At 69.2% G+C, this 20,313-nt stretch carries 14 protein-coding genes, 1 tRNA gene and 1 pseudogene; 12 read left to right on the plus strand and 4 right to left on the minus strand.

Going from position 1 to position 20,313, the window contains the following annotated elements:
- The 3 genes and pseudogenes from B079_RS0111230 to B079_RS31690 all read left to right on the plus strand — a co-directional run.
- Positions 1-243 (plus strand): transglycosylase SLT domain-containing protein (locus B079_RS0111230; protein ID WP_018545898.1); only part of this gene is annotated, 243 nt, incomplete at its 5' end.
- Between the two features lie 1,078 nt (positions 244-1,321).
- A tRNA-Lys gene (locus tag B079_RS0111235) sits at positions 1,322-1,395 on the plus strand.
- 3 nt (positions 1,396-1,398) lie between these two features.
- Positions 1,399-3,700: pseudogene (locus B079_RS31690) on the plus strand (hypothetical protein).
- 279 nt (positions 3,701-3,979) lie between these two features.
- Here the strand turns inward: B079_RS31690 and B079_RS35160 are convergent.
- Together B079_RS35160 and B079_RS0111250 are read right to left on the minus strand one after the other, a co-directional pair.
- Entirely contained in the window at positions 3,980-5,230 is a 1,251-nt protein-coding gene (locus B079_RS35160; RefSeq protein ID WP_158684960.1) for a hypothetical protein, read from the minus strand.
- 718 nt (positions 5,231-5,948) lie between these two features.
- Entirely contained in the window at positions 5,949-8,189 is a 2,241-nt protein-coding gene (locus B079_RS0111250; RefSeq protein ID WP_018545900.1) for a hypothetical protein, read from the minus strand.
- Positions 8,190-9,167: 978 nt separating this feature from the next.
- Here B079_RS0111250 and B079_RS0111255 point away from each other — a divergent pair.
- The 4 genes from B079_RS0111255 (at position 9,168) to B079_RS0111270 (ending at position 13,955) form a co-directional block, all read left to right on the plus strand.
- On the plus strand, positions 9,168-10,991 hold the full coding sequence (locus B079_RS0111255; RefSeq protein ID WP_018545901.1) for an ATP-dependent nuclease: 1,824 nt from the start codon (positions 9,168-9,170) through the stop codon (positions 10,989-10,991).
- Positions 10,992-11,610: 619 nt separating this feature from the next.
- Positions 11,611-11,895, plus strand: a complete 285-nt coding sequence (locus B079_RS0111260; protein ID WP_018545902.1) for a helix-turn-helix transcriptional regulator — start codon at positions 11,611-11,613, stop codon at positions 11,893-11,895.
- A complete protein-coding gene (locus B079_RS0111265; protein WP_018545903.1) occupies positions 11,892-13,376 on the plus strand; it encodes a helix-turn-helix domain-containing protein in 1,485 nt (494 codons plus the stop codon). Before B079_RS0111260 ends, B079_RS0111265 begins: the two co-directional genes overlap by 4 nt.
- 9 nt (positions 13,377-13,385) lie before the next feature.
- Entirely contained in the window at positions 13,386-13,955 is a 570-nt protein-coding gene (locus B079_RS0111270) for a hypothetical protein (protein ID WP_018545904.1), read from the plus strand.
- 295 nt (positions 13,956-14,250) lie between these two features.
- Here the strand turns inward: B079_RS0111270 and B079_RS0111275 are convergent, their stop codons facing one another.
- Together B079_RS0111275 and B079_RS0111280 are read right to left on the minus strand one after the other, a co-directional pair.
- The gene (locus tag B079_RS0111275) at positions 14,251-14,823 is read right to left on the minus strand and encodes an HD domain-containing protein (protein ID WP_018545905.1); all 573 of its coding nucleotides are present in this window, start codon (positions 14,821-14,823) and stop codon (positions 14,251-14,253) included.
- Positions 14,824-14,837: 14 nt separating this feature from the next.
- The gene (locus B079_RS0111280; protein ID WP_234016778.1) at positions 14,838-15,818 is read right to left on the minus strand and encodes an XRE family transcriptional regulator; all 981 of its coding nucleotides are present in this window, start codon (positions 15,816-15,818) and stop codon (positions 14,838-14,840) included.
- A 387-nt stretch (positions 15,819-16,205) separates the two neighbouring features.
- On the opposite strand from B079_RS0111280, the gene B079_RS0111285 reads away from it, so the two are divergent.
- From B079_RS0111285 to B079_RS0111305, 5 genes are all read left to right on the plus strand, one after another.
- A complete protein-coding gene (locus tag B079_RS0111285; protein ID WP_018545907.1) occupies positions 16,206-16,610 on the plus strand; it encodes a hypothetical protein in 405 nt (134 codons plus the stop codon).
- Complete coding sequence (locus tag B079_RS0111290; protein ID WP_018545908.1) at positions 16,607-17,305, plus strand: DUF6875 domain-containing protein; 699 nt, start codon at positions 16,607-16,609, stop codon at positions 17,303-17,305. The genes B079_RS0111285 and B079_RS0111290 overlap by 4 nt, the downstream gene beginning before the upstream one ends.
- Positions 17,221-18,105: a protein kinase domain-containing protein gene (locus B079_RS0111295; protein WP_018545909.1), complete on the plus strand. Its 885-nt coding sequence runs from the start codon at positions 17,221-17,223 to the stop codon at positions 18,103-18,105. Before B079_RS0111290 ends, B079_RS0111295 begins: the two co-directional genes overlap by 85 nt.
- A complete protein-coding gene (locus tag B079_RS0111300; RefSeq protein ID WP_018545910.1) occupies positions 18,099-18,590 on the plus strand; it encodes a GNAT family N-acetyltransferase in 492 nt (163 codons plus the stop codon). Before B079_RS0111295 ends, B079_RS0111300 begins: the two co-directional genes overlap by 7 nt.
- Positions 18,591-18,726: 136 nt before the next feature.
- On the plus strand, positions 18,727-19,911 hold the full coding sequence (locus B079_RS0111305) for a helix-turn-helix domain-containing protein (protein WP_018545911.1): 1,185 nt from the start codon (positions 18,727-18,729) through the stop codon (positions 19,909-19,911).
- Positions 19,912-20,313: the final 402 nt, after the last annotated feature.

Here is a 20,313-nt window from a genome sequence, read left to right on the forward strand (position 1 = left end):
CTGAAGCGCAACATCATGCGCGAGTCCGGCGGCAACCCCAACGCGCAGAACAACTGGGACGTCAACGCGCGCAACGGCATCCCCTCGAAGGGCCTGCTGCAGGTGATCGACCCGACGTTCAACGCCTACCACGTGGCCGGCACCGCCCACAGCGTGACCGACCCGGTGGCGAACATCACCGCGGCCGCCAACTACGCGGCCCACCGCTACGGCTCGATCGACAACGTCAACTCCGCCTACTGACCGCAGCAGCGCACCCCCGCCCCCCCCGCGTATCTCACCCGCGCGCCCGCAGTGGGCCCCGACCGGATCCGGTCGGGGCCCACTGCCGTTCCACCACCCCTGCGCCCGGCGCGGCGCGGGCCCATCGGGCTGGCATCCTGGGTCAGGAACTCCTCGCCGTCGGGACCAGGCCCTCATCACCGGCCCACCGAGGACCCGAGGCCGTGCGCCCGCGCCGCCGCACGCGAAACGGACGCCGTCCTCCGCCTCCGCGCCCCCGGCTCTGTGCTCTACCTGGTTCCCTCGCCTCCGCGTTCTAGTGGCGCTCATGAGGACAGTCGCTGGAGACAGCCGAAGGCGAGCGCGACGACCTGGCCGCAGCCGCCCCCGTCAGCGGGCCGGGCACGACCGGGCGCGCGGACCCACTCAGGGCTGTGCCCGCCTCCGCCCTACGGTCCAACGCCGGTGACGCCCCCGCCGAGACCTGTCACTCTGCGGGGTTTCGACGGCTTCGGACCGTGCTCCGGTGGTATACGCGAGGATCCCGGGCCGGACGCGTACTGCCCTCGTCACGAGGCCGGCATGGGGCTCCGCACCCTCACGCCCCCGGCTCCGCTTCACAAGTCCCCGGCTTGACGTCCCGTCACATCACAGCTCCCCCCGGATGATGCGGCAGGCCGCCCCGCCCTCCCGGCCGCCTCCCCCTGGGACTCAGCCCTCCGGCTGGCCCTCCGGTGGGCTCGTGGGGGAGTTGCGGTCCTGGCCCCGCGCGCCCGGAAAGAGCCGCTGGACGGCTTCTGGTGACGCCACGGGTGAAGTGCGGATGGATCCTGAGACGGCCCCGGGGCCGTAGAGGATCGCGAATTGCTTGTAGCGGTCGGGCGGACGGAATCCCCGGACGGCTTCGACCATGTTCCAGCCAGCTCCCAGGCCGGGGCGGGCACCGGCGGGTGAGCTGGCCGATGCCGCCGGCCATCCGCCGCCGGAACGCCGCCCGCCACTGCCACTGCCACCGCCGCTCCGCCCGCCCCGCGCCCGGCAAGCCACCAGAAAATCCGCTTGTACGCCGATCATGCCGGTGTCTATCGTCAGCCGTCATCGGCGTGTAGCTCAGATCAGGAGAGCACCGGGCTCTTCACCCGGAGGGCGCAGGGGCGGAACCTGCCACGCCGGCTTATGAACGACAACGAGCAGCAGCAGTCCCCCGTCGTGGCCCCGTCCTTTCCGCAGGCCCAGCTGGCCAAGGCCTTCACGACCGCGCTGACCCACCAGGATCCCGCCACACGGCGCCGCGCCGAGGCGCGCGGGCAGTGCTGGCGCCAGGTTCTTACGGGAATGGCCGCGGGCAGGCTGGCCGTCGGTACACGTACGCCCGTGGCCGGCCTTCCGGCCTGGGTGACGCCGCAGGTGGTGCAGGGCGGCTTCGCCACCGGCGCCGCGAGCGCGGGCGGACCGCTCCAGGCCCACGAGATCGAGGCGGCCCGCAGCCTCGGAGTGGCGGCCGAACGGCATGCGCTGTTCGCGCACTGCCTCACCGAGCCCGGACTCGCCCGGCTGTGGGCCCGGTTGGACAGCGGCGACTACGAGATCGGCGTACCCGAGGAGGCCGCGCTACTCACCGTGGCCTGGCTGGTACGGCACGGCCAGACCGGCGCGGCGCTCGACCTGGTGGCGGAACTTCAGCCGTTCGCCGCCCGGCTCAGGTTCCTGCCCCGCCCGGCGGCCGGTCCCGCGCCGGACGCCACCGCGGCCGTCCACCGGCGCACCGTCTCCGGCGCCGTCGCCGCCCTGGAACGGCGGCGCCCCCACACGGCCGTCGAGGCCCAGCGCGAGGCGCTCACGGTGTGGCAGCCCTTCGGCGACGAACTGCTCGCCCACTGGCTGCGAACGACACGGGACGGCCGCGTCCTCGCCCGCGTCCCGGACACCGCCTGGCTGGCGCGCGGCGAGGCCCTGCTCAGCCGGTACCGGCGGCTCGCCGCAGAACACACCCGCTGCACCAAGCACCGCGACCCCAAGGAGAACCTGGGCATTCTGCGCGGCGCGCTCGAGGAGACCGTCGCCGGACGGACCCTGGACGCCCGTCGGCTCGGGCTGCTGCGGCACGCGGTGGCCTCCATGGTGCGCCGACGCGGCCTGCCGGGCTCCGCCGCGCACACCGCCCTGCGCCGGCGCCAGAGCGAGCAAGCGGCGCTCCCCTCCCACCACGCCCTGGCCCAACTGGTACTGCGCCGCCTCGCCGGACTGCCGCAGGAGAGAGGCATCCACGATCCCGGCCCGCTTATGGCCGCAGTGACCGAGGAGGAGAGCCGCGCATCCGGGCTGCCCGCCGGAGCGGCCGTACCGGCCCCGATCCGCCGCGTGGTCGGGTCCGCGCTGAGCGCACCGCTCACCACCCTCGTGGAGCGGGGCATCGTCCCCTCCGCCGAGGTCCTGGCCGAGCTGGTGCCGCAGCTGGTCGCCGCCACCACCGCACAGGCGTACGCCGACCGGACGCTGCGGACGCTGATGACCGCGAACCACCGGGCGTTCGCAAACCGCCGCTCGCTGCTCCTGCTCAACCTGGAACGCCAGGTACGCATCGAGGAACTGCCCTGGGTACGGGCCGTGTCACCGCAGCGCTCCGCCACGGCGGGCACACTTGACGGCGAGGGCGCGCTCGGCGTGCTGCGGCAGCTGGGCGAACTGGCCGTGCAGGCCTTCCCCGGCACAATCCTGCCCAACGCGCTGGTCCGCGAGCTCAGCGTCCTCGAACGCCACTGCGAGCTGGGTGCCCCGTTCACGGAGGAGCTGGCCGCCGACCTCTTCACGGGAACGTTCAGCCCGAAGTTCCTCAAGGCGGCACAGGTCGCGGGCGAACTGCTCGGCGGCACACTGTACGAGCGCTACTACGGCATCGACTACGCGGCGATCCGCAACCTCGCGGTCATCGAGAACAGCACGGCCCCGGCCCGCTCCCACGGCGCCCGCACCTCTCCCGGCTTCGCACGGCTGTGCACCGAGCGGGCCGGGACAGCACAGCGGCCCTGGTCGGTCGCGGCGAACGGCATGGTGATCGAGCAGGCCCAGATCCTGACCACGCACAACCTGGCGACACTGGTCCACCGCGTGGGCATCGCCCCGCACCCCGGCTGGGCCGCCCTCGCACACCGCTGCTTTACGACCGTATGCTGCCTGACCGCCCGCGTGCACCACCACCCGCGCCCCCTGGGCGCCATCAAGGACGCCGCGTACGCGTGGCGCCAGATGCTGTTCCACCTGTCCCTGTGCCCCCCCGGCCGAGCAGCGGCGCCTCCTCGCGGGCCTTGCCGAGGAGACGGCCCGCCACCCCGCCCACGTCGCGACCCGCCTGGCCCCCGCCCTCAAGGGCCTGACCCTGACCGCCGAGGGCGCCGCCTTCGACACCGACGGAACAGCGGACGCCGGCCGCGCCCGGCGCTTTACGGGATGGAGCACCGGCGGCCACTGGATGCGCTGAGGCCAGGGGCCGGACCTGCTGTGCGCCGGCCCGGTTCGTGCTGCACGGTGGTGGACTTCGGTCCTCGGGAGCGGTGAAGACCGCGAGGACGCCTCGGCCGACCCGGACGCGCGCGCCGCGCCCCCTGCCGCCGGGCCCGGAGCTGAGGGAGCGGGAGATACCCCGCGTGCCGTTGCAGTACGAGCGGGCCGTCCCCGTCGGCGCTGCGCTCCACCGTCGCCACGCGCGGCCGGGCGTACGACGTCACCCGGCATCAGCAGGGATTGGGGTGACTGGTGATCAGGTTTGGTGATGGTTGGCATGGGGCGCGGACCTTACGTCTGCCGGGCGGTGAGGCGGCAGGCGGGGCATGCTTTGGGGCTTCGGGGACCGTAGCGGTGGATGGGGGTGGCGCAGAGCATGCAGGGGCCGATTTCCCAGGGCGGGCACGCCAGGGCTGCTGCGATGGCGAGGCGTTCGCGGGGGGACAGACGCAGGGCGATGGGTCTGGTGGGTTGGAGCAGGGTGTCGTCGGGGGCGTGGACTGCTGGTGTGGGGGCCTTCTGCGCCGTAGCGGCAGGAGCTGTCGAGTTCTTGTTCGCTGTAGGTGACCGGTTCGTCATCGGCTGGGTCGGCTTCAGGCGGGGCGCTGGTTTCGCCCGTGATCTCGTGCCAGCGCTTGACGTCGCGGGCCAGGGCCCACAGGTAGGAGGCGCGGCGGGAGCCGTGCCGGTCGCGGGAGCGTACGGGCAGGTGTTCGCCGTCGGCGCTGGTGACGACGAGTTCGTCGAGCGGGGTGGCGCGTTCCTGCGGGATGCACAGGGCGGGCAGGAACCAGCCGCTGTGCCACTTTCCGCAGGCGCTGCCGTTTTCGGGGCAGGACCGCTCGGCGGTGGGGGCGCATTTCCAGATCTGCAGGTGGCGGACACCGCCACGGATGATCAGGGCGAGCGGGGAGATGATGCGCTGCCAGGGCACATCATCGACACGGGCCCAGGGGGCCCGGTCTATCAAGGCGGAGGTGGCGTCCGCAGTCACCCACAAAGGCGCGATGCCGCGCTCGCGGGCCCTGGCGGACCGCCGGCGCACGGTACTGGCGGTGATGCGGGAGTACTGAGCCTCCCATCCCACGCGTGCACCGGCTCCGGTCACCAGCACATCGGTGACAACCCGCCCGTCCTCGGACCGTGCCTCGGTCCGCACGTCCAGCCCGTGGCGTGATGCGGTGCGGGCGATCCGCTCCTTCATGGCCTTGTGCTTGTCACTTTCCTGCGGTGTGGCGACGTGGGTGAGTGGCAGGTGCGCCGCTCCCCACATCACCTTGCCCGCACGGCGCCGGCGCCGGACGAACATCCACGGCGACTTGCCGTCCAGAGCGCACCGGCACTGCCCGCCCCTGTAGTCCGTCAGACACTGCAACAGGTCCCGGGGCCGCTGACCGACGGGCCGGGTGATCTCCTCCAGCAGTCCGTCGTAGCCCGGGTTGCCGAGGTCTTCGTACGTCAGGTTGATCTCTATGCCGTACCTGGTGTGAAACACCCCGTTGGCCATGCAAGTGACGGTAAGCGGCCTTGTGCGGCGCGGAAAGAGTGCCGCAGCCATGTAGTACCAGCGGGGTGGCGGCGCTGCTCATGGCAGCCCTGGCGCCTGCTCGGGCGCCCTCATTCGCGGTGCGAACCCACGCCTGCACCGTCGATGGCAACGTCACCCCTCACCGCACACCGTGTCCGTACTGCGCGACGCAGTACGCCACGTCTCCGCCGTGACCACCGGGCCACCCGCCCGCATCCCGTACGCCGGTGCACCAGCGCGACCCGCCGGGTCACCCACCCGCGCCGCACCGGATCGGGGGTAAGCGGCGCTCCGTACGCGCCTGGTACACCACCGAGCACTACCAGCGCTGACGGAAGGTGGCCGCGCCGGCCGTATCGGCGCCGAACGCGAAGGCTGGGCCTACCTGCTGACCGGCCCCACCCAGCGGCCCAAGCGACAGGCACGCCTGGCCGCCGGGTACCGCACCGTCACCTCACGCATTCGCGAACACTTGCCTGACCACGGCCTCGCCGAAGCCGTCCAGGGACGCCTGACCGACCTCGACCAGGCCGAGACGTGGTGGACCAAGACCTTCGCCCACCACGACCGGTCACACCCACGCCCGTTCCTGGACTGCAGGGCGGCGACTCGGCATGCCTCCCCGGATCTGCACTGCTGTCACGGCGGTCATCAGGGCGCTTCCGGAGCCTGCCGTCGGCAAAGGGACAGTGACGGGTTACTGCAACTGTCGTGCGGTCCGGGACAGCTCACGCATCACCTGATGCCACCGCCTCACCTGTTCTTCTGTCTCGAACCACTCATCCACCGCATCCTGGTCGCTCCACGTCTTCACCTCGGCCACGAGCGAGGTGCGGTCCCCGGCCCATTCCCGGTTCTCCGCAGCCCAGCGCACGCGGTCGGCGATTTCGTGCACCCGGTGCGCCGCACGGTAATAGGCGACCTGCGCCTCGGTCAGGCGGCGGGTCGCGTACCCGCCGCACTTGCCGCACGGATCGAAGCCCTCGGCGCGCACCATCTCTTCGACGGTCACCAGGTCGTAGTCCCGGGTCAGACCCCGGTCGCCACGCTGGTGCGCACAGCCGGGGGAGTGCGCCCTGCCCTGATACCGCCCGGCAGCGTCCGTCGTATACAGCTGCACCCGTGCCAGGACCCCCAGCGGCAGACCGGACCCGCCGCGGAACCTGTCCTCGGAAACCGGCCTGAAAGGCGCCAGATCCAATGTCTCCATGGCCAGCAGGCCATGCCACACGTCGTACGGGAACACGCCACGACGACGGCCGCGCTCGTCATAGGTGCCTTCGAACACCCGCAGATCCGTCACCCCGCGAGCGAGAGACAGCGACCGCAGGGCCGCACCGGCCTGCCAGCGGCTTGCGCGCATGAGCCGCGCCACCACCTGCTCCCCTTCCGCCGCGCTCAGGTGGCGCGCGAAGTCAGGGTCCTTGGAATCATGGATGCGCGGCGGCCAGACCGAGCCGCCCTCCGGGGAGTCCGCCTCCGCCGCCTGCTCGCGCCACTCCGGCAGGATCCCCTCCGGCAGGTCGCCGGCCGCCGCGACGATGATGTACCGGCCCCCCGCTTCCACCCGCTGCTCCAGCACCGACAGAGGAATGACCTCCGGTCCGTTCGCGGTGGAGAGCACGAGGTAGAGCTGATCGGCCTCCCGGGAGATGGTGCGCAACGCCCGGAGGTGTCCCGCGGTGACCGGCCGCCGCTCCCCGACCGGCCCGTCATCGAACACCCCCGACTCCACCAACTGCTCCGGGACCGCTGCGGGCTCGGCTGCGGCTTCCTCGGGTGTGCGACAGGACAGGTTCGAACCGGGCGACAGAAGGCGAACCGCGACAGGTCCGGGCACCCGCAGCGTGACCGTCAGCCGTTCCCAGTCCGCCTCCACGCCCCAGCAGACGAGCACCCCCAGCTCCCACTCGCTGAGCTCGTGACGGTATGACTCGTCACGGTATGACTCGTCACGGTCGCTCCGGCGCAGCGCGAACCGTTCAGGCAGACGGGCGACCAGGATCCGCTCTTCCCACGGACCGGACGCCGCGGCCTCGGCCTCGGCCGTCCACGCAGACACCAACTGCTTTCCGTGTCCGAGTACCGCGTCCCGGCCCTTGCGCCGCCCCCGCATCCCGTCCGTGAGGTAGTGGGCAACGTAGTCCTGCTCCCGGGGATGTTCCCAACTGCCGGCGGCGCGCCCACTCCATCGTTCCCACAGTGAGGCCAGGTCCGATGCCACCTTGGCGGGAGGGCCGAGTGCGGCGAGCGCCGGGTCCTCCGGCAGCAGGTCCGGAGTGTCCATGGCTCCCGCACACGCCGCCACCACCAGCGCGTCCTGGCGGACCAACTGCCCCGCCTGCTGCTGCAGCGACGCGATGTAGGAAGCCTTCTGTCCCAGGAGCGGGCCGGCCCACGGCTTCAGCCACGGAAAAGGGGCCAGCAACCCGAATGCCCGGTGGAGACTGGCTGCTGCCTCACGCCATTGCCCGAAGATGAGAGTCCGCTCGTCGCGGGCCTCCCGCATCTGGCGCCAGTCGTCTTCATCTTCAGTCTCTTCGGCCGACCCGTCGGGATCATCCTCCGGCATGTTCCGAGAGGGGCGGTTCAGCAGGGTTGCTGTCTGCCGGACCTCCTCGTCGGTGCGCGTGTCCTCGTCCGGCCCGGCGTAGCGGCCCAGTTCGTGCAGCAGTCCCAGCCCGGTCAGCGCTTCAAGGAAGATTCCCAGCCCTGTCCCCGGCCGGGCCCACCGGCCGAACTCGGCGCACTGTGGGCACATCCGCTCAACCACCGTGCTGAGCGGCAACTCCGAAGCGGTCAGGGTGCCCGACCGGATACGGGAACAGTGTTCCGAGGCGTGCAGCTTGGCCTTGCTGCCTGGTGTCGACCAGACTGTGATGCGTGACGTCGCGAAAGGCCCCAGCGGCACTTCCGGCGACAAGCGACCGTACGTCACCTAAACCCCCTCCACATCGAACTCCCGAGCCTAACGCCGGCCACTGACAATCCCACGTGCGGAGATCAAGGACGGGGTTAGCGACCGGGGTTACGCCGCCCGTGGCGGACCGGGTATGCGCCGTCCGCGAATCTGGTGTGAATCTCAAGAGCGACCGGCCCGGGAAGGCCGGACCGGTCGGCGCGCACGATGATGACCTGCCATTTCCGACCCGCTGGTCCTTAGGCTGCTGCCGAGACTGGGGAAGGGCCGTCGACGATCAGGAACTGCGGCATCAGCACTGCGGAATCACCTCATTATCGGGACGTGATACCTGCCAACTCGCCAGCCACGTACTGGATTATCAAGGTCCCCGTCGCCGAGCGTGCCTTGTCACAGGCGTGTCGGCTGATTAACGGGCCCGCATCCACCACCATCGTGGCCGGAGTCGGCCAGCAACTTGTCGCGCTCGACACCAGGTTATACAGCTGACCGTATGCAGCGCGTGCGTCAATTGCAGCGGCTCGTGGTCCCGGGGGTTCATCATCTTGTCCGGCCCTCGCTGTCGCGTTGCCCGGCTTTCGGCCGGCTATGGGGGGATCTCGTCCGAACTGTTGACGGGCAGCGTGGCGATGAGCGAGCTACGAGGCGCCGTGCGTGGCTCAGCCCGGTGTCCGCTGCGCAGCGGACAGCCTGGAGCGAGGCGATTCGTGTGGCACCGTGCGCCCAACAGCGGCCAGCTCGCACTGTGGTTCAGGAGAGGCTGATTGGGGCCAGTGCCTTCCGGATCCGGGGCGGTGGGGCCTTGTAGGACGCCTCGGCGGCCGGTGAGGCCCGCAGGCGTTTGCGGGAAGCGGGCCCAGAGAACTCGCCTGGCGCACCAGCGACCACGAATATGACGTTCTGCGCCGAAGCCTCATGCATCACCTAGGCGTTCGCGCTACCCGCACGTCACACCCCGTCCTGCAGAGTAACGGGGAGATACGGAGCAACTCGACTGTGCAGCTCACTCGCTTCTTCGCTTATGGCTTCCGCTCGCTGGCTCACGTTGAGGACATCCCGGTCAGCAGTCCCACGATCCTGGCGGGACGCAACGACGGCGGCAAGAGCGCAGTCCTGACCGCGTTGGCCTTCCTCCTCGGCAAGCATCGACTGACCGACGAGGACCGCACCTATGAGCAGGGCGACGGGATGAAGGGGCAGCGCTGCGCCGTGACGTGGGCGGAAGGCGACTTCCTGCTCGACCTGGTGGAGCAGGCCGAGCACAGCCTGTCTGAGACGGTGCGCATCCGCCGTATCTCTCCTCTCAACCAGCCGGCTTCGCTGGAGTACCTCGGCCACCAGCCGGCCGACAGCCGTCTGCGTTCCCTGGGCCAGATACTCAAGGCCCCCCTCGGGGAACTGGTCGCCGAGTACGGACTCAGTCCGGCAGGCACGGGCAAGGACGACTTCCTGGCCGCGCTGAAGGAGTATGCGGCCCAGGGACCGACGGTGGAGGACTGGCTCCCGCTGCCGAAGAGCCTGGAAGCCCGCCTCCCGCGGCTGCTGCCCTTCGGAGGCAAGGACGAGCGTCCCGACGATGCCGTGCGCACCGCGCTGAACGGCTGCTACGAGGCTCACCTGGAGGACGAGAACCTGCAGGGCAAGGTCCGGGAGATCGAAGCGGAGATCACTCAGCGGCTCGAGAAGGAAGCCGACTCTCTGTGCCAGCACATCCGGCGGCACTGCCGCGAGTTCGTCGGGGTGGAGGTCAAGCCCGAAGTCTCGTTCAAGGGCGGCTTCAAGCGCGCGCCGCTGGAGGTCTCGAAGGCCGACGGCGAACCCGTCGACCTGTCGCGCTCAGGGCAGGGCAGCAATCGCCGTATCGCGCTCGCGGTGTGGGAGTGGACCAGCAACCTGCTTGAGAGCGCCGAACTGGCTGGGGAAGGCGAGCCGGCGGAACAGGAGCCGACGCAGACCATCGTCGTCTACGACGAGCCCGACACTCATCTCGACTACCGCCACCAGCGCACGGTGATGGAGATCATCCGCAAGCAGTGCTCACTGCCGCATGTCGCTGTCGTGGTCGCGACCCACTCGATGAACCTCATCGACGGCGTCGATATCGCCGACGTCGTCCATCTCCAGCTCGGCCCAACCGGCCGCACTCAGATCGAGCGGCTCAAGGACGACACCCACGACGGCATCGACCTCCACCCCGGTCAGGTCGCGGCCGCAGAGGGCCTCAGGAACTCGGTACTGCTGCACGAGCGGTGCTTCCTGGCGGTGGAGGGCCCCACCGAGCAGCAGTGCGTTCCCCTGCTGTTCCGGCTCGCCCAAGGCATGTCCCTGCAGGCGGCAGGAATCGCCCTGTGGGCGTGCGGCAACAATGAGGGAGCCCTCCACCTGGCCGGCTATCTCGTCAAACACGGCCGCACGGTCCACCTCATGGTCGACGCAGACAGCCGGACCAACAAGCAGTTCAAAGAAGACCGGCTCATCAAGATCGGCCTCGACCTTCGGACCCAGATCTCCTACGTCGGCGAGGCCGAGAACTACAACGAACTCGAAGAACTCTTCGATGATGGCCTGTGGGCCCAGACCGCCAATACCCATTGGCCGCGCCCCCAGGGCCAGACATGGAGTGCCCAGGACTTCGCGGCCCACCGCGACGCCAAGTTCAGCTCCGCCATTCTGACCATGATCAAGGAGCGTGCCGTCGAGACCAGCCCGAACGGCAAAGCCGACATGCTGTACGGCTTGGTGTCACTGCTGAAGCACAAGGACGAGGTGCCTCCCCAGCTCCGCAAGGTTTTCAGTGAGATCCAGGCCCTGACTGTCTGACACTCTTGCCCGCACGCCGTGTCAGCATGCGCTCCTTGCGTTGCTGGAGCGTCGGCGCTGCCCAGGCATGCCAGCCAGCCTCGGGAACATACTGCCGACCGTGACCTCGCGCTTCGATTCCACACCAGCGGCACCCGCCCGGTGCAACGGTCTTCTGTGTGTTTGCAGAACGAGGTAGCGACACCACATCCTCCCTTCCCCCACTGCCTATATTGCCCCCTGGCACTGACAATGACCCGGTGACGTAGGACGGCTGCACGCGCACCAGACTGGCGGCCGTGCGCGTGCCGGAGGACCGGCCAGGACCGGGTGCCTAACCCCCAAGAACGCCCCATTTCCTTGTCGGCTGGCCCGTCCCTACGCATGGCTCCCGACTCGGAATCAGACTCAAGGGCCCCTCATAACCCGGCCCCACGCCGCCCTTCCGACTCCGATGCTTCTACACAGATCCTGAGTGCCGCAAAACGAGGCAGCCCGAGCGTGGAACTGTCCGGAGGCGAACACCCTGAGCAGCCGTTCGTCCTCTTGACCGAAGCCCTCTGACGCCGACACACAGAGCCACGCGCTTTCACCACCCTCCATGCCTAAAACGCATAGCCCAATCTTCTACGATGACCCCATGAAGATGACGCTCGGCGAACGCGTACGAGCAGCCACAGCCGCCCTCATGCAGATCACCGGCGAATCCCAGGCCGACCTCGCCACCGCCCTGGGCATCAGCCAGACCCAGATCAGCCGCCGCCAGTCCGGCCACGCCGCCTGGAGCCTGACCGACTGCGAAGCCCTCGCCGCCCACTACGGCATCGACGTCCTCGACCTCCTCGCCGGCCCCACCCAGGCCTGCGACACCCTGGCCCCCCACCGCCGCCGCACCCCCGCACCCGCCCAGGGAACACCCCGATGACCGACTACAACGCCATCGACGCCCTCCTCGCCGACGCCCGCACCCCCGCCGACCTGCCCCCCGCCGAACAACGCCGCGCCCTGCGCCAGGCCCTCCACCTCACCCGCACCCAGGTCGCCCAGGCTCTCGGTGTGAGCCCCTCCACCATCGGCGGCTGGGAAACCGGACGCGACCCCAGTGGCGAACTCCGCGAGAAGTACGCCTACTTCCTGAACGGCGCCCAGGAAAAACTCCGCACCCAGAACGCCACCCCGGCCCACCCCGAGGCCGACGCCGACATCCCCGCAGCGGACGAAGACACACCTCTGCCCGCCCCCCAGCCCTGCGTCCTGTGCGGAGCCCCCGCCACCGACGAGGTCGAGGGCTACCCCCAACACCTCCACCCCGACGACTGCACCCACCCCACCCCACCCCACCCCGAAGCCGCCGCGTCCCAGCGCGAGCAACGCCCCGCGCCCCAACCCGAAGCCCCTGCGCACACCCCCGAAACCCGTCGGCAGCCCACCCCCCGCCGCCGAGCCCAGCAACCCCAGACACGCACCCCCGACCTGATCGCCCAAGCCGTCCAGAACGCCCTAGACACCCACGCCGGCGACCTCCACGCCGCCACCGCCGAACTCCAACGCCGCGCCATCCCCGACGCCATGGCCCTCCTCGACGCCACCCGCATCGGCGCCCGCTACGACATCGTCGGCCACCCCCCGCTCCCCGACATCCTCCGCAAGAAGTCCGCCCAAGGCGCGGACGAGGTCTGGGAAGCCCGCCCCCACTGGACCCGCCAAGACCCACCCCCCACCCCCGGCGACATCACCGCCCTCGACATCAACGGCGCCTACCTCTCCGCCCTCAAAACCCACCTCCCGCTCGGCGCCCTCGAATACTCCACCGGAAACGTCCACTCCCGCCGCCGCGCCGGAATCCACCTCATCACCCCACCCGAATGGGACCACCACCCCTACCTCCCCAACCCCCTCGGAAACCGCGAAGACCCCGGCCCCGTCTGGGTCACCGAACCCACCCTCCGCCTCCTCCAACGCCTCGCCACCGACCAGTACGGCCCCCTCTGCGACCCACCCGTCATCCACGAATCCTTCACCTCCGGAGCCACGGAACAACTCTTCGAGAAATTCCGCCAAGCCCTGAGAGACGCCCGAGAAAAAGCCATCACCGACGAAGACGAAGTCACCCTGGAATACGTGAAATCCATGTATTCTAAGTTCGTGTCCACCATGGGAGAATCGAACTACAACAGGGCCCTCTACCGCCCGGACTGGATGCACATCATCCGCTCACAGGCATTCGTCAACCTCTGGCTCAAAGCCCATAAAGCACACACCGCCGGACTGACCGTCATGCGCGTCATGGGAACCGACGAACTCCACATCGCCGGCGACTGGCGACAGGTATTCACCGAAGGACGCGGCGTGTCACAAGTAAAAGTAAAAGACGTATACGCCGCCACCGACACCGGCCACCACTAAGAGCCCCCCATGCCCGACAGAACACACGACTTCGGCCACTACGGCGCCCACGGCCAACGCGGAAGCGAAGCCGCAGCCCGCGTACTCGACTCCCTCACCGGCGGCATCACCTCACCCGCCACCACCACCCGCGGCCTCAAAGCCCGCCTGCGCTACCTCACCCGCTCCACCGCCGGCCACGACGCCATGCACCAAGCCGGCATCACCGTCACCCCCCGCACCCTCAAAGCCTGGCTCGCCGGCAAACAACGCCCCAACAAAGCCAACCTCACCAAAATCGACAACGCCTACCGCGCCCTACGCCGCCGCAACGTCGCCCGCTACCTCCTCCAGCGCCTCAACGCCGACGGCGGCACCCGCGTAGAAATCCACCCCCTCGACCAGAGCCACGTCCCCATTCCCCACCAACGCGTCCTCGAATACCGCCGACTCAACATCCGCAACTGGGACGCCATCATCGACGCCTGGTCCAAAAACGAACCCCGCGCCCTCGACGACGCCTGGATCGACCAAATCGTCAACCTCGGCTCACAATGGGGAAAATACGAATACGTCACCTCGGTCGGATTCGCGGCCTGAGAAACCCGCACCCGAAGATGCGGAACAGATCCGCTGGTTGATCTGGAGGCAGCTGTTCAGAGTCTCCGGGCCCACACCGACCTGCTCGCAGTACACGGCGATCAACATGGCCACGCAGTCCATGGGTCCGCCGCGTCGGCGGCCCGGTACAGCGTCATCCGCTTCCGGCCCCGGGGCGACGTCCGAGGCCGCGTAGCTCATGACTTCCTGACAGCGCTCAACAGCCTCGTACCCCATCGCGCGGAACAGCAGAAGCCCCCAGCAACGCCGAGGGCCCCGCCGGGGACAGCACCGGTCAGGACAGGAAGTTCTGCTGCCACTGGAGCGAGTCCATACTCAGCGCGGCGTCGGCGAGGGCCTTCGCGGACGGCGTCTTGAGCGAGGCGAGGCTGGTGTCGATCCAGTTCTGGGTGAGGCTGTAGCCCTGCTCCCGGTACTCCACCGCCTGCACGAGGCACTCCAGCTTGTCGGCGTCGCGGGCGACGATCGCCTCCGGACTCTCGCCGGCCTCGTACTCGTCGACGGCGCTCTGCACCCCGGTGCGGACAGCCGGGTGTGCGTTGGCGACCTGATCGGCGGTCACCTCACCGTTCGGGGCGGCCTTGAGGTACCTCCGGCCGATGTGCGGGATGTCCCCGACCCGCGTCTCCTGGCTGTCGTGGAACAAGCACATCAGCGCGACCCGGGCCGGATCAGCGCCCTCCATCATGGCGAGCACCGAGCCGATCACCCCGACGCGGAAGGAGTGCTCTGCCACGGACTCGGGCTGCTTGTTGCCGGTGAACCACCAGCCGGTCCGTGCGACGCGCTTGAGCACGCCCATCTCGGAGATGAAGCTCGCGGTGCCCCGGGTGATGTCGTCGGCCATGCGGTCCTCCAGCGTCAGCGGTTCTGATCGAAAACGTAATGGACGTGAGCCAGCTCGCGCCGCGATCTCACCGACAGAGCGGCCCCGTCCAGGAGTTGGTCGACCTGCTCGCGCAGCGGACCCACCAGCGGCCCGGCGGCCTGCGTCAGCCACGGGAACGCGGTCAGCAGCGCCCACAGCGAATGCGCGTACAGGTCGACGAAGCCGGGCGCCAAGTGCAGGCTGCGGGCAAGCCCTCGCAGCAGGGTCACCGGATCCCAGCCCGACAAGTCCCGGTTCCGCATGAACGCGTCGTTGGGCTGCGGCAGCGGCAACGCCCCCAGCCACAGCGCCCAGTAGTTCAAGTTCGCGGCTTCTGCGGTGTCGTCGTCGGCCAAGGCGCGGTCGATGAAGTCCAGCAGCGGCTGCGGATCACCCAGGCGGGCGAGAGCCGTGACAGTGGAGCGGGCCTCCGCCCAGTGCGGCGACCAGCCTCGCCGGGCCACCACATCACGGCGCCGGTGAAGGGCCTGCGCGGTCCATGTGGCTGCGTCGGGCCCCGGGTCGTACGAGGCGAGATAGAGAGCCTGACGGTGCAGCAGCATCCCACCGTCGCCCTGCCGGACCGCCACCTCGGTCGTGCCCCGCAGATGGTCGAAGAACACCGCCCGGTCCGCAGCCGCCAGCTGCGGGGCGACGGCGCCCGGACCGCGCCGGGGCCGGGGTAATCGCCCGACGAGCGCAGACGGGACGGTGCCGTTCAGCGCCCAAGCCAGCATGTGCGCGGTGTCCTGGGTATGCACCCACCCGGCCAGCGGGTGCGGCCCGCCCACCTCGCTGTCCAGAGCGGCCGCGATGACCCGGTCTGCGTCCATCGCTGCGTCCAGCCACGGCACCAGCGCCACATCCGCGCCAAGCACCGGAAGTCGCCTCCGCAGCTCCAGCAACGCCCCGGCCCGCATGTTCGCCAACGGACGCCGCCCCGACTCCCAACCCTGAAGCGTCTCCACGTCCACGCCCAGGGACTCCGCCAGGCTGGCCTGAGTGCACGGGATCGACTCGCGGACCAAGCGCAGCACGAATCCGCTCACCACCCCCGCTGATGTCCGCCTGGGCCTGCCCATACCCGGCCTGCTCCCCGGTCGCCCTGCGTACCGAAACCCGTACTCACGGTCAGTCCTACCGCATCCCGCCCGCTCCTACCCTCGGGATGCGGTCTACGTCCGACGAACGAGACCGTGCCGCCCGCGCCCTCGTGGACGTCGCACCCCAGGCCCTCACGGCCTCCTGAGACCACCGCACACCCAGCCGGGACCAGCTCCTCCGGGTGCGCGGCAAACCGGCACCACCCCGGCCCAACCCGGTCCGGGCGAGCACCACTCGACACCGAGAGGGACACCACCGTGAGTACCGCAACGACCGAACTGCGCCGGTTCCTGACCGTCACCGGCCAGCGCTTCAAGACCGGCCAGTCCGCACCTGAGATGTTCTCCCCGGCCATCGACGCGGCCTGGCACGACCTGCTCAACACCCCGCAGTACGAGGCCCTGTGCCTGGAGACCGCCGGGCAGCCGATCCGACACGTCGCGAACAACGGCTATGGCCCGATCGCCTGGATCACCGCCTACGAAGAGGCGTACGGGCCACTGCCCGAGATCTGGTTCACCGACGCCGACGGCACCGTCGATCACGAGGCCGTCGCCCACTACCAGGAAACCGGCACCGTGGTCGCGGAATGGGACTGCAGCCCCGCCGGCGGCGACGGCGACGACATCGCGCCCGACCAGCCGGAGACCGCCCGCCAGTGACCACCGACCGCACCAGCGCAGCGCCCCGGCCCACCGCCGGAGCGCTGCATCTCGTCGAAGCCAGCACCACCCAGCCGAGATCCGTGGACATCGACGACTACGCGCGGCAGATGACCACCCACTGCCCCTACCTCGCCCCGTCCCTCCAACGGGGTCTGACGCACTGGACGGTCTACCGCGCCGACGGCGACGCCGAAGCAGTAGAAGCGGAACTCTTCCACGCGGGCGCCCAAGCCGCGGAATGGATTCGGCCCTTGCTGAACCGACCGCACGGCGTACTGCGATGCGAGAACATCGTCCTGGTGGGCGAGGTGCCCGGAACCCGACACCGCGATCTGCTTGCGTGGCCACACTGGGTCCTGAAGAACCTGTACGGACCGGTCGGGGTGATGTTCGGCAAGTTCTACGCGGGAGAAGAGGAAGTCACGACGGCCGGCCACCGGACCCCGGCCGCCCCCGCTTCGTTCCTCCCCGTGAGAGCCGCCGTCCGCCGTCGCGACCCGCAGTTCCTGCGCGCGACCCCCGACCTGGCCGCCGCGATCGCCGCAGCCGACGACGACGGCCGCGACGTGTTCGAACACATCCCCACCGAGTGGAAGGAGATCCGCACATGGGCCAGGCACCTGCTCCCCCCGACGAAGCCGTCGCCCTCCTCGCCAAACACACCGGCGAACCCACCACGATCCAGCTCCTGAGCGACCGGCGTGGCTCCCGGACCTGGAAGATCAAAGGCCCCAAGAACGCCGTCGCACTGAAAGCCAACAACCCCGACGGCGACGACGCCCGCGACAAGGCCGCCGAGATGGCCCAGGAGAACGATCACCTCCTCCACCTCACAGCCGCAGGCGCCCTCAACCCCGACTACCGGGTGAGCGCCGGGACATGGGACGGTGGCCAGTGGCTGGCCGTCAACTGGATCGACGGCGTACCCCTGTGGCGGTCACTCGCCCTCGCCCGCGGCCCGGAAGGAGACCGTGCCTCGGTCCGCCCCTGGCTCGCGGGCATCGCCCGCACCTGGACGGAAAACCTTGCCCGCATGCACGCCGCCGGATGGGCCCATGCCGACGTCCAGCCCACCAACACCCTCGTCACAAACGATGGCCACGCCGCCGTCATCGACTATGCCCTCGCCTGCGGCCCCGGCAACGACCACCGCGTCCCGTACCGGGGCGCCCTCACCCACACCACCGCCCCCGAGATCGCCACCGCGATCCTTTCCACTCCCGCTGACACCCATATCCCCGCTCAGCCGCCCGCCGACATCTGGAGTCTGGGCGCCTCCCTGTTCTGGTGCTGGACCGGCCACCGGCCCCTCGCCTACGACGACGACCTCGACCGGCTGGAGAAGCTGGCCACCATCGCCCAAGGCACCACCACCGCGCTGCGCGACGTCCGGCCATGGCCGTTCCCCGAGTTCGAGGACACCATCACCGCGTGCCTCGCCCCCGACCCCGCCGACCGGCCCACCGCGGAGGAGCTGACCGCCGCATGGTGACCCTGCGCGCCCTGGCCCTCGACGACGCACCCGCCCTCACCCGCATCTACAGCGGGGCCTCCATCCGGCACACCACCGGCAAGCCCCTCACCCTCGACCAGGCCCACGAGAGGATCCGCACAGCCCTCGCCCGAGCCGCCGAACAACCGCGCACGCAGTGGAGTTGGGGCATCGCCACCGAGAAGGAGCTGATCGGCCTCATCTCCCTACGGCGACGAACCCCGTCCATGGGCACCATCAGCTACATCCTTCGGGAAGACAGCTGGGGCAACGGCTACGCCACCCTGGCCGCCAACCAAGTCATCTCCGTCGCCTTCACCACCACCGACCTGAACCGACTGGAGGCCATGCACCACCCCGACAATCCCGCCTCCGGCCGCGTCCTACTCAAAGCAGGGTTCACCCGTGTCGGCACAGCCGACCGAAACACTGATAAAGGAACCATTCCCTACGAGCTGTACGCGCTGGAGACCGCCGACACCTGACCTGGCGCAACATATAAAGGAAAGCGACCTCAAGATCCCAGCCTGATCCAAAGGCGAATCCCGCGCCCTCGACGACACCTGGATCAAACAAATCGACCGGCGCCCCACGCAACGCCGCGCGCCGTACCCTCGAAACATGAGCGCCAACCTCGGTGAACGCCTCCGCGACACCCGCAAACGCCGCGGCCTCAGCCAGCGCGAACTATCCGAACGCTCAGGCGTCTCCCTCTCCCTCATCCGCAAGCTGGAACAAGGCGAACGCAACGACACCCGCCTCGAAACCGCCCGCCAGCTCGCCCACGCACTCAAAGTCCCCACCACCCGACTCATCACCGAGCAGCACACCGAGGCACCAGCCAGCGCCGACACAGTGAACCGCTGGACACCCGTACACGCCGCCCTCGCAGCCACGCCCGACCCCACCGGCGCTGCCCCAGAAGCACCCACCTACGACGGCGTACGAGATGCGCTCAAAGCAGCCACGCCCCTGTTCTCCACGGACCGCTTCGACGCCCTCAGAACAGTGCTGCCACCCCTCCTACGCGACACGGAAACCCTCACCGAGACCGACCCCCGAGCCCGACCACTTCGCGCCCGCCTCCTGGAGCTCACCGGCTGGCTGATGACCCAGACCCGGCAATTCGACGCAGCCGAAATGGCCCTGGAACGCGCCCTCGACGACGCCACCGACCATGTACAAACCGCCGCGACCATCAACACCCAGTGCTGGCTCCTGCTACGCCGAGGAAAGCTCGCCCAAGCCCGAGAACTGGCCGTGCACTGGGCCGACGAAGTCGAGCCCCGCATGTCTCGCGCCACGCCATCCGAACTCAGCACCTGGGGCTGGCTCCTACTCCGCCTGTCGGCTGCGGCGATCCGCGACAACCGCCCCGGCGAGGCCGAAGACGCTCTACGGCTCGCCAATTCGGCTGCCGTCGCCCTGGGCCAGGAGTGCACCCCCGAAGGCGACTTCCTACGAACCTTCGGACCAGTCACCGTAGCCCTGAAGCGCACGGAGAACGCGATGGTGGCCGGCCAGTCGGACAAGGTGCTCAGCCTCGCCTCACGCATCCCGGCAAACAGCCTGAAGCCCACCTCGAACAACCGGAACCGCCACTTGCTCGACGTGGCGAACGCCCACACACAGCTCCGGCAGTACGCAGAAGCCATGGACACCTTCCAGAAGATCCGCGCCGGCTCTCCGCAGTGGCTCCCGAACCAGCAGTACGCCCGGGATGTACTGGGCCGTGTGTTGAGTAGACGCCGGACGCTGACTTCGGAGATGCGGGAGTTAGCCGAGATGGTGCAACTACCGGTGTGAAAAATAAAACTGACGTTGCATCAGAAATTTAGTCGCATAGGCATCCACAAGCTTCATTTCAAGAAATGCTTTTGCGCATTCAAAATGCACCCAGTGGTTAATTGTCAGTCAACGGGAATTGAATCAAGGGAAAGGATATTTCCATTGCATGGAACATAAAGTCCACCCTGGAAATGCTTTTTGGCCCAAAGAAACTGACACAGTGTCAGCTGACGAAATGGCGAGCGTCCCTCCCGCGCAGCTGCTGCTTTTCGGGAATTCGCGGAGCGAATTCCCTCGACGTCACGGAGTGACGTCGCATCAACTTTCTTGCGGAGCAAGGAAGTTGGGAGCCGCGTAGCGGCTCGGCGGCTTCCGGCCCGTAGGGCCGGCGCGTCGTGCCCGCGGAGCGTGGCCGCGCGC

This window comes from Streptomyces sp. LaPpAH-108 (assembly GCF_000373625.1).
In the GTDB taxonomy this organism is placed as follows: domain Bacteria; phylum Actinomycetota; class Actinomycetes; order Streptomycetales; family Streptomycetaceae; genus Streptomyces.